A 14,885-nucleotide genomic window follows, 5' to 3' on the forward strand; every position below is an offset into this window, starting at 1 on the left:
CACCTTGGCCGCCGCTTCAATGGGAACTTGAGCGGAATGATTCCAGTAGAAATCATTCCACTTTAAAACAGGCGCATCTGCGGGTCACCGCCACGAAACTGCGTCGAATCGAGCGGTGTGCGTGGCGTATCCAGGCCATACCGCCGCACCGCCAGTTCATAGCGCTGTTTCAGCAGGTCCGCCTCCAGTCCCGTGCCGGTCATGCGCGTTTTGAAATTCGGATCGTTCAGCTTACCGCCGCGCAGGGCCCGGATGCGGTTCAGCACGCGCTCCGCGCGGTCTGGAAAGTTGAGTCTTAGCCAGTCTTCGAACAGCAGCTTGATCTCGTTCGGCAGGCGCACCGGAATATAACCGCCGCGGATGGCGCCCGCCTCGGCCCCGGCCTTTAGGATGTTTTCCAGTTCGTGACAGGTCAGGCCGGGGATTAGCGGCGCGGCCAGCACACTGACGCGAATGCCGGCGGCGCTGAGCGCGCGGATGGTTTCGATGCGTTTGGCGGGTGTGGCGGCGCGCGGTTCCATCATCCGCGCGATGTGGCGATCGAGCGTCGTAACCGACAAGGTGGCTGAAAACAGATTGGCCGCCGCCATCGGAGCCAGAATATCTAAATCCCGCAGGATCAGGGCCGACTTGGTGACGATGTGCACCGGGTGGCGAAACTCCCACAGCACCTCCAGCAGCCGCCGCGTTAAACCTTCTGTCCGTTCAATCGGCTGATAGGCGTCGGTATTGATACCGAGCGCCAGCGGCGCAGGGCGGTATTTGGGGTGAGACAATTCTTCGCGCAGCCGTTCGGGGGCATCGGGTTTGCGAAAGATGCGCGTTTCGAAATCCAGTCCCGGCGACAGGTCCAGATAGGCGTGGGTCGGGCGGGCGAAACAATAGATGCAGCCGTGTTCGCAGCCCTTGTACGGATTGATGGAACGGCTCGATCCCACATCCGGTGACTCGTTATAACTGATGATCTTACGCACGGCGTCTATGCCGAGGATGGTCTGAACGCGTTCTATATCGGGATGGTCTTCACTATCCCAGCCGTCGGTTGTGTCGTAGCGATCAGGGGCATCAAAACGGCCGCTCAGACGGTTCGACACCGCGCCGCGTCCCTTGCGCACCCGATCGGGCAAGGCGTTTTCATCGGTGATGCGTTCGGTGCGCAGGGTAGGCAGGGGCTTTGATGGCATGCCCTGAGCTTACCACCAAAAAAGAACAGAACAAGAACAAATATCTCGAATCCGAACGGAAGGTTTGATCAAAAAAGGCAATGGGTAAACGTTGTCATCTGTCTGGATTCCGGTTTACAGTGCGACCACTGCATACGTTCAAACAGAGGAAACCCCCATGATGGATCGCCGACAGCTTTTAATGGGTGCCGGTGGCCTGCCGCTGGTCGCCAGTGCCGCCGCAGCCACCGCCCAAACAACCGGCAAAGCCGCCGGTCAGCCCCTGCCGAGTGGCGTCGATCTGCCGGAACCACCCAAAAAGCGTCTGGGCTGGGCCGTGGTCGGTCTGGGCAGCTATGCCATCAATCAGGTGATACCCGGCTTTCTTCAGGCCGAAGAGTCGCGCATGACCGCCTTCGTGTCTGGCAACCCAACTAAGGCGAAAGACCTCGCCGACCGTTATGGCGTGGCCAAGACCTATGGCTATGACGATTTCGATAAGATCGCCGCCGACAAGGATATCGACTGCGTCTACATCGTCCTGCCGGTAGGGCTGCACGCTGAATACACGATCCGCGCCCTGAAGGCGGGCAAGCATGTCCTGTGTGAAAAGCCGATGGCTTCAACGGTCGAGGAATGCGAAGCCATGGTCGCCGCCGCCAAGGCCGCCAATCGACAGTTAGGTGTGGCCTATCGCGTGCATTTCGAACCGCTAAATACTGAGGTCAAGCGCCGCTGCAAGCAGGGTGAACTGGGCGATCTGCGCTACATCACCGGCGATGCTGGCTTCAATGCCGACCCGCAATACCCGCCGATGAAGTGGCGTCTGGACAAGCCGCTGGCGGGTGGCGGTTCCATGTACGACATCGGCATCTATGCGCTGAACGGCACCCTGATGATGGCGGATCAGATGCCCGACACAGTGTCTGCCGTCTATGCCTATCCGAAGGACGATCCGCGCTTCAAGACCGTCGAAGGCGGACTGAACTGGCGGATGACCTTCCCGTCGGGGCTCAGCGCGCAGGGCTCGTCCTCCTACTGCTATGCCGGGGGATCACGTATCAAGGTGTTCGGAGCCAGTGCCGCCATCAACATGGACCCGGCATCGGACTATTACGACAACCGCGCCAACCTGCACCGCGGCTGGGACCCCGGTACGCCCGTGCGCGCTGCGCCGCCGTATACGCAGTTCGCGGCGCAGGTAGACGGCTTTTCGCAGGCCGCGCGCAGCAATACACCGCACCGCACGCCGGGCGAGATGGGGCTGCGCGACATCCGCCTGATTCAGGCCATGTACCGCAGCGCCGATCAGGGCGGGGTCGTCGTTAAGGTTTAACCCGCGAAAGGCGTCGCGGGCAGGCCTGTGTGCCCGCGCAGCCGGGCCGGCGACACTTCAAACAGTGTCCCGGCTACGGCCTTATCCGGCGCAGCATCAGGCAGGAACTGCGCCGCCGAACTGATATACAGGTGGTCGAGTTTGGCCCCACCAAAGGCCATACTGGTAATCTGAGTGGCGGGCAGGGCAATGGAAAAGTCCAGTTTGCCATCCGGAGTATAGCGACTGACGCGGCCGCCGCCATAATGAGCGATCCATACGCCGCCCTGCGCATCCGTGGCCATGCCGTCTGGCGCGCCAATATCGCCCTCAAACTTTACGAAAAGCCGCTTGTTCGACAGTGTGCCATCGGGCGCCACGTCGAAGGCAAAGACCTCTTTGTCGTACGTTTCGGTATGCCACAGGGCGCGGCCATCCGGGCTGAAGGTCGGGCCGTTGGCGCACAGATAGGGACCATCAACCTTGGTGACGCTCAGATCGGAGTCAATGCGATAAAAAGCTCCGACCTTTTCCTTCCATTTGGTGTCCATAGTGCCGGTCCACAGACGGCCTTTGGCATCGACCTTGCCGTCGTTCAGACGTGTATCGGCGCGCTTTTCGGGTTGCACCAGAAGGGTGAAGGCGCCGGTCTTGGGATCGAAGCCATAGACGCCGTCGCTAAGGCCCGCGATCAGGCCACCGGATTGACGATCGGCGAGGAAGCAGACGGGCTTAGGCGCCTTCCAGGTCCTCAGATCGCCGCTCTGTGGATCGAGCGCGTAGATGGTCTGCCCCGAAATATTGACCCAGAACAGGCGCTTATGCGCCGCCGACCAGTAGGGGCCTTCGCCCAGCGCATCACCCGCCCCCCCAAGCCCCCTTATGCCGGCTTCCGTCGCTATGCTGTGAAGCGGGAAGGCTATGGCGGCCAGTCCAAGGGCAAGGCTGTGGCGACGTGTGATCATGGAGGTTTCCTCGGTCCGGAGGGCGCGGATTCGCCCTGCTTTATAAGGTGACAACGTTATCACCCCTCGCGCCGCGCGAACAGAGAAAAGCGCGTCTGCGCCACCTGTCGCGACAGGTGACGCATCTCACACATCAGAGGGTAATTTTAAAATAAAACATGAGGAAGTATCATTTAAATATTGGTTTTAAACGAGAATTGGAATTAAAATGCACTGATGCTTTAGGAGTGGTTTCAGAATTTAAAGCCGGTGCGAAGACTCAGTTTGTAGTTGCTGTATTCACTATACTTTTCGCCTTCCGCTTCAAGTGCTATATAACCATATTCATTACCGGCCATCATGCGCATGCCTATCAGTGGTGCGCCGCCTTTAAGGTTCCCTGCCGACAGGGTAAACGGGTCGCCGCCTGTAAAGCGCGCGATGGTATCGTCCACCGTCACCGAAAAATTATTGCGATAACCCACCCAGATTTCCGGTTGCAGCAGGGCCGCGCGATCACCACGCCCGAAGCTGAGCAGCGCAGAGGCGGTGGCGATATGGCTCCGGCGTTCGTCCATGCTGAGGTCAAAGGCGGTGCCGCCACCGCTCTCATTCCGCGCCTCTTCCTTCAGGGCGTAATAATCGATGGAGACGAGCGGTTTTACGCTGATTGGCCCCAGTGTCGCCCGGTACGAGGCCCCCGTGCTGCCCGACACACTGTAGCCATTCCATTTGGCGCGCGCGGTGAGCGTATTGGCTGAGCCGACCATCTGTCGCTCCGTCTCGAAGAAGGTCCCGCCCGCCCCGGCGCTTAGCCAGGCCTTCAGGCCGCCGCTATTCAGTCGCCAGTAGCCCCCAAGGGTGAAATCGGCCGCCGAAGAGGTTTCATAGGCGGTGGCGTAGGTGTCCTTCGGTGTCGCCGCCGTGTAGCTGGTGAAAAGACCAACCGCTTGTCCATAACCCAAACCTCGTTCGACACCGCCGGCAAAGCTGAAACCCGTACTCTTGAACCCCAGAGTTTCACCGCGTTCGCGGTTGAGCTGATAGCCCTCTTCCTGAAGCCAATAATGGGTTTCGCCCACGCCGGGCAGGATCGACTGTTTTTCAATCGAGCGCGTCAGCGCCTCGCGTCCGCGCGACAAAGACAGCAGGGTTTCACCCGAAAAATCAGGCAGAAACGCCGCGTAGGTACTGACAAAACCGGTTTTAGTGGTGGCAGCCAATAGGGTATTGGTCGTGTCATCGTCGGTCGCGGCCGCCGTCAGGACCGCACCCAGTGCGCTGTATTCGGTAACGCTCAAACCGGACTCAGACTGCGTGCGCAGACGAAAATCGGCATAGAGCCCGTCATTGGCGGTACCCGTCGTCAGGGTGGACTTGTAAAGCCAGGGGACCTGCTCCTCCATGTCTTCGAAGTCGAGCGTCCCGAAGTCGATGTTTTTGCCGGTCATGAGGGTAAAACGCGTCGGCGTCTGAATGATCTTGTCCAGCGTCAGATAGAGAGCGGCCCCATCGTCGAACACCGTCGTGCCTGTGTTGATCAGAAGCGGGCGGGTGGGATCTGCGGTGGTCAGCCCCAGATAAAGCTCGCTCTCACTCCCCACTTGCAGGCTCGACAGGGTCAGTTGCGAACCTGCGCTCAGCCCCAGACGGCCGTTGGCGACATCGACAGCCACCGTTCCAGACCCCGTCAGTTTGCCGAGAACGATGCCTTCCTCTTCAATCGTCAGGCTGTTGCTGCCCGCGCCGAAGTCGATATTGCCGTAGATATAGCCGTTGGAGACGCGGACAGTATCATTGCCGGAACCCAGTTTCACATCACCGGTGATATAGGGCAGGGCGTAGTCGTCATCATCCAGATGGGCATTGACCACCTCAATCGTCGTCGCCACGCTATTGGCACTGAGGTCTATGGCCACCGCGCGGTTTACCGCGGTATCGGTCACATCGTCTTCGTCCTCATCGCCGGGGGTGATACCGGCGGAGATACTGCCGTTGATCACGAGTGAGGTCAGGGTATTGGAGGTGTCGCGCAAGGCCGTGGCATTGGCCGTCGTACCGTAGCCAAACGCAGTGAGCGCCCCTCCGGTTTCAATTTTCAGCGTGTTTAAAATTGCACCGCTGCTGATATCCAGACCGTAGGCCGTGTGGGAATTGGTCGTGGTGGTGCTGGCGGAAAGCGAACCCGACAGATTAAGCGTGCCGACCTGCGCACCGCTTCTCAGCGCCAGACCTGTGGCGGACGCTTCATAAGCGGACGCAGTGACCGATCCGGACAAGCCTATACCATTGGTGACATACACATCGTAGCCCAGACCGGCGATCTGTACAGCGGTGGCGCTGACCCCCTCATAGACCCCATGGGCGGCCACAGAACCGCGTATGTCCAGCCCGTAGGTACGGCCGCTGTAATCGTCAGTGGCCGTATCATTATAGGCTATGGCCCCTAGCGTAATCGCCTGCGTATCTGAGCCGATCAGCAGGGCCGGGGCCGAGCCATATTGCGTGATGGCGGCGGTGCCTTCATCGCTGTCATCTATGCCGTTGCCATTTTCGTCGTCATTGTCGTCGTCTTCGCTTGTCACGGCGGCGTTGATCAGCACGCCCCCGCTGACGTTGCTGGATATTTGCACGGCTGCCTTGGCTTGATAGAGGTCATCCACATCGAGCAGGTCCAGATAGTCTTCATCAATGCTGGTGTAACGATAACCAAGATTGGTCACGCTGGCGTCCAGTATCAGCGCACCATCAATCTGACCGGAAAGTTCAACCGCCTGCGCGTCCTTGCCCTGGGTATAGATCGAACCGCTTATATAGACCTGCCCGGTTTGCGGGCCACGCAGCGCAATACCGCGGGCGTCGTCGCCCAGAACAGTGATCGTCCCGTCAAACAGAAAATCGCCGACCTGACCTTTCTCAAACAGAATAGCCGCGGACTGATTGCCGTGGACAGTGATCGTTGAATCAATATCCGCGTCGCCCGTCAGCAGCCCTGTGGCGCGTACCCCATAGCGGTTTGTGCCCTCGGCAAAGGGGCCATCGACAATATCGTCGTCATCCTCGTCTTCGGCCGTGTAATCGTCTGTGACCGTGATGGTGCCCGATAGGTCGAGGTCTGTGGTACGCGGGCCATCAATCAGAACACCCGTCGCACCGCTATCCGATGAAGACATGGCGATTTCACCGTTCAGTATCAGGGTGTTATTACTGTTTACTGTGATCGCCGCACCGCTGGTTAAGGTGATCGAACCGTCAGAGGTGATATCAATATCATCTGCGCCGGTGCTATTCGCTGTAGCTGTTTGCAGCGGTGTGGTGGTGGCCGTCGAAACCGTGGTGGTCGCCAGCGCCGCCGGGCTGGTAAAAACGAGAGCCAGAGCGGTGGCAGAAAGAAGCAACGAACGACGGGGATGGCGCATGATCGACCTTGGCGGGGAATGACAGTCGCCAAGGGGGTAAAGGGCCGCTGAGGCGGCAGAAGGGCCTTAAGATTACGCGAAGGTCGCAGAGTGTCAGGGCTGCAATCCAAAGCGACAGAGCCAAGAAAGGTCATTGGATGATCGAAGGCGGAAAGCGATGCTTGCTTAATCCGTTGTGTAACTCATAATTGTGTAAGGCGACTCTGTTCGGATGAGTTGTGCACATCGCGGGGAGGGGGCTTTGTCCGCTTATTCACACCATGGCTTGCCCATGTTCGCTTTACTGTTTGCCGCTCAGTTCGCTTTACCAACGACCGGATATACCCAGAGCCCAACCCAAACGACAGGTGAGAAAAAGGCGGAAACGCCTAAGACCTCTGAAGGTGACGATAAAGCTGCGACAACCATTACGGTTCAGGGCAAGAAACGTGTGGACCCAACGGGTAAAGAGGTCTACGACCTTTCAAAAGACCCGGCGGCTGCCACGGGCACAGCGGCCGAGGCCCTGAACAAGATGCCCGGTGTGTCCGTCGATGCGCAAGGTGATGTCAGTGTGCGGGGTCAGACCGCGCGGGTTTATCTGAACGGTCGTCCGTCACTGATGCTGTCCGGAGATAATCGCGCTGTGGCACTACGCGCCATGCCGTCGGCCTATATCTCCAGCATTGAAATCATCTCCAATCCCGGCGCGCAATATTCTTCCAGCGGCTCGGGTCCAATCGTCAATATCGTGACCAAACGCAATCTGCCGCCGGGCCTGTTTGGGTCCGTGTCCGCGCAGGTCGCTTCGCGCGGCGGCGGTAACACCAACGCCTATCTCAGCTACACGCAGGGTAAGCTGAATATAGGTGGCTTTGCGGCGGTGTTTGACGGCCGTTTCGACAGTGATTTCGACAGCGCCTCGACCGCCTTTGATGCGTCGGGCGGCGCAATCCGCGAGGCGCGGTCTGAGGGGACCGTCAGGGGCGATACCGCATAGGCTCGCTGACGACGAATCTGCAATACGACCTGAGCGACAATGATGTTCTCACCGGAGGCCTTAGCTACAACCAAGGGAAGGTGAATAGCGACTTTGCAGGTTATACCGCCTCGCGTGGGGCCGACGGCGCCCTGAGCGATGTCTTCCGCTCCCAAAGCGACGGGCGGACCCCTAACGACAACGGCAGTCTGAGCTTTGGCTACACCCACTACGGACAAAAGCCGGATCAGTCGTTCAAGCTCGACCTGACTGTCTCGCAATCGAACCGGGATACGCCGTCGCTCACCCGGCTGGACTATGAACGCGCTTCGGTAAGCACCAACACCGGCAGGCGCTATACCCGACGCGATGGGGGTTCCAATACCCGCACCGCCATGCTGTCTGTCGCGTACAACACCACCTTTAACCGCGTTCAGGTCAGCGTCGGTTCGCAATTTGATACGGAAACCAGCAAAACCGAGACCTTGTCCCTTGGTCCGGCGGGCTCCGTAGCGGATTTGCAGCTAGATGCCCTTTTAGTAATCGCTTCAGCTATGTGCAACAGTCGGCGGCGGTATATGCCACGGCGCAGTGGGAATTGACGCCCAAATGGACACTGCTAGGCGGGCTGCGGGCCGAAACCCTTGAGCTTTCGACCGAAGTACCAGGAACGACGCTTGAAAATCAGATCGACTACACCCGCTTCAACCCCAGCCTGTTCGCCACCTATGCCTTTTCCGCCAAGCGCCGTCTGCGTTTAAGCTATACCCATAAGCAGCAGCGACCACAGCCTGTCGATCTCAATCCGGGTCTGGTGTTCAGTTCTGCGACCGCCGTCACCATCGGGAATGCAGCGCTTGGGCCCGAAGAGGTGGACAATCTGGAAATCATTTACGAGGTCAATCGGCCACATTCGGATTATAGAATAACGGGCTTTTATCGTTTCAAGGACGAAACGATCGTCACCTCAAGCCGCGTAATTGCCGATCCGCAGAACCTTGGCAATTTCGTCACCGAGACAACGCGAACGAATGCGGGATGGGAGCGCAATTATGGCCTGACCGCGACCTATAGTCAGCGATGGAACAACACGCTTAATGTGTACGTCGACATGACGGTGACCTCTGTGGACATCGATGTGCCGGAATTGTCTATCCGTCGTTCGGACACAGCGCTAAGTGGTGGGGTATCACTCATCTATACGCTCAAAAAGGGTTCTTTGTCGCTGAATTACAAGCTAAACGGGCGGCGCTACACGACGCAGGGGTATCGCGGCGCCAATGGTTCCGGGATGATTGACTATCGTCGCAATCTGAAGCCGAAACTGTCGCTGGTGATCACGGTGCAGGAACCACTGCCCTTGACGAAGATCGAAACGGTTGCCGAGACAAATCGCTTCCGTAGCGTGTCTGTCAGTGAGAATCGTACACCGACCATCATGATTGGTCTCAGCCGGCAATTGGGTGGTTTCAGTTCCGTACCCAAAAAGCGCTGATTCGGTTTAACAGCACCGTTTAGAGCGGAATGATTTCCGATTGAATCATTCCGCTTAAGCTGCCATTGAGGCGGCAGCCAAGGTGGCGGAGCCACCGGCCGGCGAGGGGCTAATCAAAATCTAGATCATCATGTTTCTATCAGAAATCATAATGATCTAGGAAACCGTCGCAAGGGGCACCGCCTTCTTGGCCCCAAACCTTATGTCAGCTTACCCATGACATTGCACAGGGGCTTTCACGTCGCCACTGACCTGAATAGCGATTATAGGTGCATATATAACCGGAACCCCCTTCGACTTGATGCCCATAGGCAATGACGGCGCGCGTGCGAAACAGGCTGTATTGGGGTCGTGAGACGTAGGTATGGCGATAGGCGAAGGCAAAGACGTCGGCCGATACACGGCGTGCGTCAAGGCTATAGTAGTTTGTAATAAAATACCCACCTTCGGGCTCGTTTTTTGTATAATGCTTGAGTCCATATTTTGAAAAATGGCAGTTCATCTGACCATTGACGTTCAGATAGACTTCGCCATCGTTTTCAAGATTGGCTTCGTCGCGGAGCACTGTGGCCATCAGCGCGCAGTCTGCATCGGGTATGGTTTGAGGGAAGATGAGGTCGAAACTCTCGCCGGGGGCATATTCCGACAGGTTGGCCTCGCACTCAGTACGCTCCTCTTTCCTGGTTCTGTGTCCGCAGGCGTATTCCACATAGGGTTTGGGCAACGTCAACGCCCGCCACTGCGCTTCATAGGTCGGGCGCAAACGGGCGCTTTCGGGCACGTAACAAAGTCCGATGCCGATAAACCCGGCAATCATCCCAAAACCTAAAACCACCGATACCCAAAGGCGACGCAACTGAGTCTTCCTCTATCAACTTAGTGTTGATAAGTTATCAGGAAAGATAAAAAGCACAATCGCAAAGCGCAGGGATCTTTGTTGAGCCATTACCCGCAAATAAAAACGGCCCCGTTTCCGGGGCCGTTCGTTTTAGTCTTCCTTCTGGCGCTTTTTGCGGAACGAGGGGTTCAGTTCCTTCTTGCGCAGACGGATATTGAGCGGGGTCACTTCGACCAGTTCATCGTCTTCGATATAGGCGATGGCCTGTTCCAGAGTCGGACGACGCGGCGGGGTGAGGCGGATGGCTTCATCCTTGCCCGACGCGCGGACGTTGGTGAGCTGCTTGGCCTTCATCGGGTTGACGTCGAGGTCGTCAGCGCGCGAATTTTCGCCAATGATCATGCCCATGTAGGTCTTTTCGCCAGCGCCAACGAACATCACGCCGCGCTCTTCGAGGTTCCACAGGGCGTAGGCCGCCGTTTCACCGTCCGAGTTCGACACCAGAACGCCCTTGCGCTGCTGCTCGATCGGGCCCTTATAGGCTTCGTAGTGCGAGAAGACTCGGTTGAGGACGCCCGAACCGCGCGTGTCGGTCAGGAATTCGCCTTGATAACCGATCAGCGAGCGCGATGGTGACTTGAGCTGGATGCGGGTCTTGCCCGCGCCTGACGGGGCCATGTCCTTCAGTTCGGCCTTACGCGCCGACAGCTTTTCGATGACGACGCCGGTGAACTCTTCGTCCACGTCGATCATGACGTCTTCGATGGGCTCCATGCGCTCACCGGTTTCCGGATCGGTCTGATAGACCACGCGCGGACGCGAAATGGCGACTTCGAAGCCTTCGCGGCGCATGTTTTCGATCAGCACGCCCAGTTGCAATTCGCCGCGGCCGGCGACTTCGAAGGCGTCCTTTTCACCCGACTCGGTGACGCGGATGGCGACGTTCGACTCGGCTTCCTTCAGCAGGCGGTCGCGGATCACGCGCGACTGCACCTTGGAGCCTTCACGACCGGCTAGCGGCGAGTCGTTGACCGACACGGTCATCGAGATGGTCGGCGGGTCAATCGGCTGCGCCGGCAGGGCGGTGTCGAGCGACATGTCACACAGCGTATCGGCAACCGTGGCCTTCGACAGACCGGCGATTGCGACAATGTCACCGGCTTCCGAACCTTCGTCCAGCGGCTGGCGCTTCAGACCGCGGAAGGCCAGCACTTTGGTGATGCGGCCGCGCTCGATTTCCTGTCCGTCACGGTTAAGCGCCTTGATGGCCAGACCGGGGGTTGCCTTACCCTGCGCGATGCGGCCCGTCAGGATGCGGCCCAGGAACGGATCGGATTCGATCAGAACGGCCAGCATCTGGAAGGGCTCATTGACCTTGGCCTGCACGGCGGGCGGCGGCACGTGATCGACGATCAGGTCGAACAGCGGCGCGAGGTTATCGGACGGCACATTGAGGTCTAGCGTCGCCCAGCCCGAACGGCCCGACGCATAGATGTGCGGGAAGTCGAGTTGCTCATCCGTCGCGCCCATGGCGGCGAACAGGTCGAAGGCTTCGTTGTGCACGCGGTCCGGATCGGCGTGGGCGCGATCGACCTTGTTGATGCAAAGGATCGGACGCAGGCCGAGTTTCAGCGCCTTACCCAGCACGAACTTGGTTTGCGGCATGACGCCTTCTTCGGCGTCCACGAGGATAACGCAGCCGTCCACCATGCCCAGAATACGCTCAACTTCGCCGCCGAAGTCGGCGTGGCCCGGCGTGTCGATGATGTTGATGCGGGTTTCGCCGGCCTTACCGTTCCACAGGACTGAGGTACACTTGGCGAGGATGGTGATGCCGCGCTCGCGCTCCTGATCGTTGGAATCCATGGCGCGCTCAACCGTGGCTTCGTTGGCGCGGAAGACGCCCGACTGAGCCAGGAGGGCGTCCACGAGCGTCGTCTTGCCGTGGTCAACGTGGGCGATAATGGCGATATTGCGAAGATTCATAAAAGACTCTGATCTTTCCTCGGCCCATATCGGGAGAGGATGGCGCGCCGATCTCTGCATCGGGGGCCGGGTGGGGGGCATTCCGCACGCCTCCGTCAGGTGCCGGAGGCGCTTGCCAACCCATAAAAAAGCCTCTCGCAGACATATGTGAGAGGCCAAACCGGTTCGGCACGCGTGATTTGGCGCGGTCTATAACCGAATCTGCGTCAAAGCGCCACCCCGAACCGTGGATTATTTTTGCGGATGCGAAGGGACGGAGCGCTTCCGGCAGGAAGCGCTCCGTCCCTTTGCCTACTTTGCGGCCGGTTTTTCCGCGCGCGGCGGAGCGTTCTTGACATAGGTGTCCAGCCAGCGCGTCATCTCCCACAGCGTATGCAGGTTAGACTCTCTTGCCCGATAACCATGCGCCTCGTTGGGCAGGACCACGTAGCGCACATTGGCCCCGGCGCCTTTCAGGGCGGCGTAGAAGCGCTCGCTCTGAATGGGGAAGGTGCCGGAATTGTCGTCCGCTTCGCCGTGGATCAGCAGGATCGGGTTCTTGATATTCCGCACATAGGTGAAGGGGCTCATCTTCGTGTAGGTGTCGGTCGCCTCCCAGTAGGTGCGTTGTTCCGACTGAAAGCCGAACGGCGTCAGGGTGCGGTTATAGGCCCCGGAGCGCGCGATACCAGCGCGGAACAGGTCGGTATGGGCCAGCAGATTGGCGGTCATAAAGGCCCCATAGCTGTGGCCACCCACGGCGATACGGTTACGGTCGGCAACGCCCAGAGCGACCACGGCATCGACCGCGGCTTTGGCGCTGGCGGTCAGTTGCTCGACATAGGTGTCGTTGGGTTCGGCACCGTCCTTACCGATGATCGGCATGGACGGCCCGTCCAGCACCGCATAACCCTGGGTCAGCAGGAACAGGTGGCTGGCGCCGCCCGGACGCACAAAGCGATTGCCGCTATCCACCGTCTGGCTGGCGACCGAGGCGTCGGTGAACTCTTCCGGATAGGCCCACATGAAGAGGGGGAGGGGGCCATCCTTGGCCTTATCGTAACCGGCGGGCAGGTACAGCGTGCCCGACAGCTTGACGCCATCGGCGCGCGTATAGGTCAGGGTCTGCTTGGTGACCCCGGCAAATTGCGGCGCGCGGTCCGGGAATTGCGTCAGAGCGCGGGTCTTGGCGCCCGTCGCTACCGGACGGATGAAGTAGTTAGGCGCGTCATCCTTGCTTTCGCGGCGGGTGATGACCGACTTGCCCGCCAGATCGGCCAGCGCCACCGGCGCTTCGTAATAGGGGGCTTCGGCCTGCCACACACGTGTGACCTTGCCGTCGCTCAGTGACATCTTGCCGACAAACGGGAATTCGCCCTTGGCCGAGGCGCCGGCCCCCATCACGAAGACCGACTTGCCGTCCGGGGTGAAGTGCAGCACCTCTTCGCCTTCGGCGGTCAGGCGCGAGACGGCGCTGCCCGGATCATTGTAGCGGTCCTGATAGTTGCGCTCCAGCAGCACACGGCCGTTACCCGGTTTTGAGGGATCGAGTGCGATGCGCTTTTCCTTGCGCGTATCGAACCAGCGGCTGGTCACCAGCGCGAAGTCGGCGCGGCCCCAGTCGAGCCCGGCATAGCGCTGATCGAGGTCGATCAACTTTTGCGGCGCGCCGTCGAACGGGGCGTTCAGCGTAAACAGGGTATCGCGGATGGCCACCTTGGCTTTCGGATCGCCGCCGTCCTGCGCTTCAGCCCAGACGAGCGTGGCCGAGGCATCGGCGCGCCAGGAGACGGAGCGCGGCCCGGTAGGCACGGCGTCAAAGGCGGCGGGCAGATTGTCGGTCAAAGGCCGATCAGCCAGCAGCTTGACGGGTTTGCCATCCAGCGTGCTCACTGCGATCTCGGTCGGGAAGCGCCCGGCGGGCACAAGATAGCTGTAGGGGCGCTTAAGGCGGCTGGTCAGCAGGTACTTGCCGTCCGGCGATACCGACATAGAGGTATAGAGACCCGGCGTGCCGATGGCGGTGATCGTACCGTCACTTAGGGAAACGCGCGTGATCTGAGACGTGAAGTAGTAGTCGAACAGGGCCTCGTCATAGGCATTGCCCAGCAGGTCCTGATAGGTGCGGATGGCGGCGGTGCGCCCCTTCGACTCCTGAATAATGGGGCCGGACGGCGTGGGGTCCTTCAACGGGGCGGCACCGCGTCCAGCGGGAACGGCCGAAAAGAGAGCCCCCGAACCGTCGGATAGCCAGTCAAAACCGGCCCCGAAGGCCGCATTGACTATGCCGCCGGTCAGCTTTTTGGCCGTCGCGGTTTTGACATCGGCGACCCAAAGCTCAAGACCGCCGCTGGCGTCCACCAGAAAACCCAGCCTTGTGCCGTCCGGCGACCAGCGTGGCGACAGAAAGCGTGTCCCGGCGGGCAGGGCGACCGGACGCACGGACCCCGTGGTCACGTCTTCGAAGGCCAGACTGTTCATCCAAGCGGCGCGGGCTTCGATCGGGCCATTATTGCGCGGATTGATGCGATACCCGCCCAAGCGCAGGATTGGCTCGGATACAGCCGCGATGGAGGGAAGATTCTCACGGCCCAGTTGCGCCATGGTGCGGCGTTCGGGGCTGACTATGACGCCGGGCGTCGGCGGGGCATCGAGGATCTGCGCAATCGGTGCCGGGGGGAGTTGATAGCCTGTGGCCGGTGCGGCCCACACCGGCGTCATCGTGGCGGCAGCAATAAAGGCGGTGACGGCGGCCGCAGTGGCGCGCAGGTGGCTGAGTCTCATGGCA

At 59.7% G+C, this 14,885-nt stretch carries 10 protein-coding genes; 4 read left to right on the plus strand and 6 right to left on the minus strand.

Going from position 1 to position 14,885, the window contains the following annotated elements; genetic code table 11:
- Positions 1–62 precede the first annotated feature (62 nt).
- A complete protein-coding gene (locus ASTEX_RS06365) occupies positions 63–1,184 on the minus strand; it encodes a PA0069 family radical SAM protein (RefSeq protein ID WP_013478787.1) in 1,122 nt (373 codons plus the stop codon).
- A gap of 157 nt (positions 1,185–1,341) precedes the next feature.
- Between ASTEX_RS06365 and ASTEX_RS06370 the strand changes: the two genes are divergently transcribed.
- The gene (locus ASTEX_RS06370; RefSeq protein WP_013478788.1) at positions 1,342–2,499 is read left to right on the plus strand and encodes a Gfo/Idh/MocA family protein; all 1,158 of its coding nucleotides are present in this window, start codon (positions 1,342–1,344) and stop codon (positions 2,497–2,499) included.
- On the opposite strand, the gene ASTEX_RS06375 is transcribed toward ASTEX_RS06370, so the two are convergent.
- Positions 2,496–3,443, minus strand: coding sequence for an SMP-30/gluconolactonase/LRE family protein (locus ASTEX_RS06375; protein WP_013478789.1), 948 nt, complete (start codon positions 3,441–3,443; stop codon positions 2,496–2,498). The two genes, ASTEX_RS06370 and ASTEX_RS06375, sit on opposite strands and share 4 nt — an antisense overlap.
- 233 nt (positions 3,444–3,676) lie before the next feature.
- Positions 3,677–6,841, minus strand: coding sequence for an autotransporter outer membrane beta-barrel domain-containing protein (locus ASTEX_RS06380; RefSeq protein WP_013478790.1), 3,165 nt, complete (start codon positions 6,839–6,841; stop codon positions 3,677–3,679).
- Positions 6,842–7,112: 271 nt separating this feature from the next.
- On the opposite strand from ASTEX_RS06380, the gene ASTEX_RS06385 reads away from it, so the two are divergent.
- The 3 genes from ASTEX_RS06385 to ASTEX_RS06395 all read left to right on the plus strand — a co-directional run bounded on the left by ASTEX_RS06385 (position 7,113) and on the right by ASTEX_RS06395 (position 9,294).
- A complete protein-coding gene (locus ASTEX_RS06385; protein WP_041658564.1) occupies positions 7,113–7,820 on the plus strand; it encodes a TonB-dependent receptor plug domain-containing protein in 708 nt (235 codons plus the stop codon).
- Positions 7,821–7,900: 80 nt separating this feature from the next.
- Positions 7,901–8,401, plus strand: a complete 501-nt coding sequence (locus tag ASTEX_RS06390) for a hypothetical protein (RefSeq protein ID WP_041658565.1) — start codon at positions 7,901–7,903, stop codon at positions 8,399–8,401.
- A complete protein-coding gene (locus tag ASTEX_RS06395) occupies positions 8,356–9,294 on the plus strand; it encodes a TonB-dependent receptor domain-containing protein (protein ID WP_083805559.1) in 939 nt (312 codons plus the stop codon). Before ASTEX_RS06390 ends, ASTEX_RS06395 begins: the two co-directional genes overlap by 46 nt.
- A gap of 205 nt (positions 9,295–9,499) precedes the next feature.
- On the opposite strand, the gene ASTEX_RS06400 is transcribed toward ASTEX_RS06395, so the two are convergent.
- From ASTEX_RS06400 to ASTEX_RS06410, 3 genes are all read right to left on the minus strand, one after another.
- The gene (locus tag ASTEX_RS06400; RefSeq protein WP_144004625.1) at positions 9,500–10,150 is read right to left on the minus strand and encodes a hypothetical protein; all 651 of its coding nucleotides are present in this window, start codon (positions 10,148–10,150) and stop codon (positions 9,500–9,502) included.
- Between the two features lie 132 nt (positions 10,151–10,282).
- A complete protein-coding gene (typA, locus tag ASTEX_RS06405) occupies positions 10,283–12,118 on the minus strand; it encodes a translational GTPase TypA (protein ID WP_013478792.1) in 1,836 nt (611 codons plus the stop codon).
- 291 nt (positions 12,119–12,409) lie between these two features.
- Positions 12,410–14,881: a S9 family peptidase gene (locus tag ASTEX_RS06410; RefSeq protein ID WP_041659027.1), complete on the minus strand. Its 2,472-nt coding sequence runs from the start codon at positions 14,879–14,881 to the stop codon at positions 12,410–12,412.
- Positions 14,882–14,885: the final 4 nt, after the last annotated feature.

Origin of the sequence: Asticcacaulis excentricus CB 48 (genome assembly GCF_000175215.2) — a bacterium.
GTDB lineage: Bacteria > Pseudomonadota > Alphaproteobacteria > Caulobacterales > Caulobacteraceae > Asticcacaulis > Asticcacaulis excentricus.

Coding starts and splice junctions, on each gene's coding strand:
- ASTEX_RS06365 (WP_013478787.1), bottom strand. CDS start 1,184: ATGCCATCAAAGCCCCTGCCTACCCTGCGCACCGAACGCATCACCGAT.
- ASTEX_RS06370 (WP_013478788.1), top strand. CDS start 1,342: ATGATGGATCGCCGACAGCTTTTAATGGGTGCCGGTGGCCTGCCGCTG.
- ASTEX_RS06375 (WP_013478789.1), bottom strand. CDS start 3,443: ATGATCACACGTCGCCACAGCCTTGCCCTTGGACTGGCCGCCATAGCC.
- ASTEX_RS06380 (WP_013478790.1), bottom strand. CDS start 6,841: ATGCGCCATCCCCGTCGTTCGTTGCTTCTTTCTGCCACCGCTCTGGCT.
- ASTEX_RS06385 (WP_041658564.1), top strand. CDS start 7,113: ATGTTCGCTTTACTGTTTGCCGCTCAGTTCGCTTTACCAACGACCGGA.
- typA (WP_013478792.1), bottom strand. CDS start 12,118: ATGAATCTTCGCAATATCGCCATTATCGCCCACGTTGACCACGGCAAG.
- ASTEX_RS06410 (WP_041659027.1), bottom strand. CDS start 14,881: ATGAGACTCAGCCACCTGCGCGCCACTGCGGCCGCCGTCACCGCCTTT.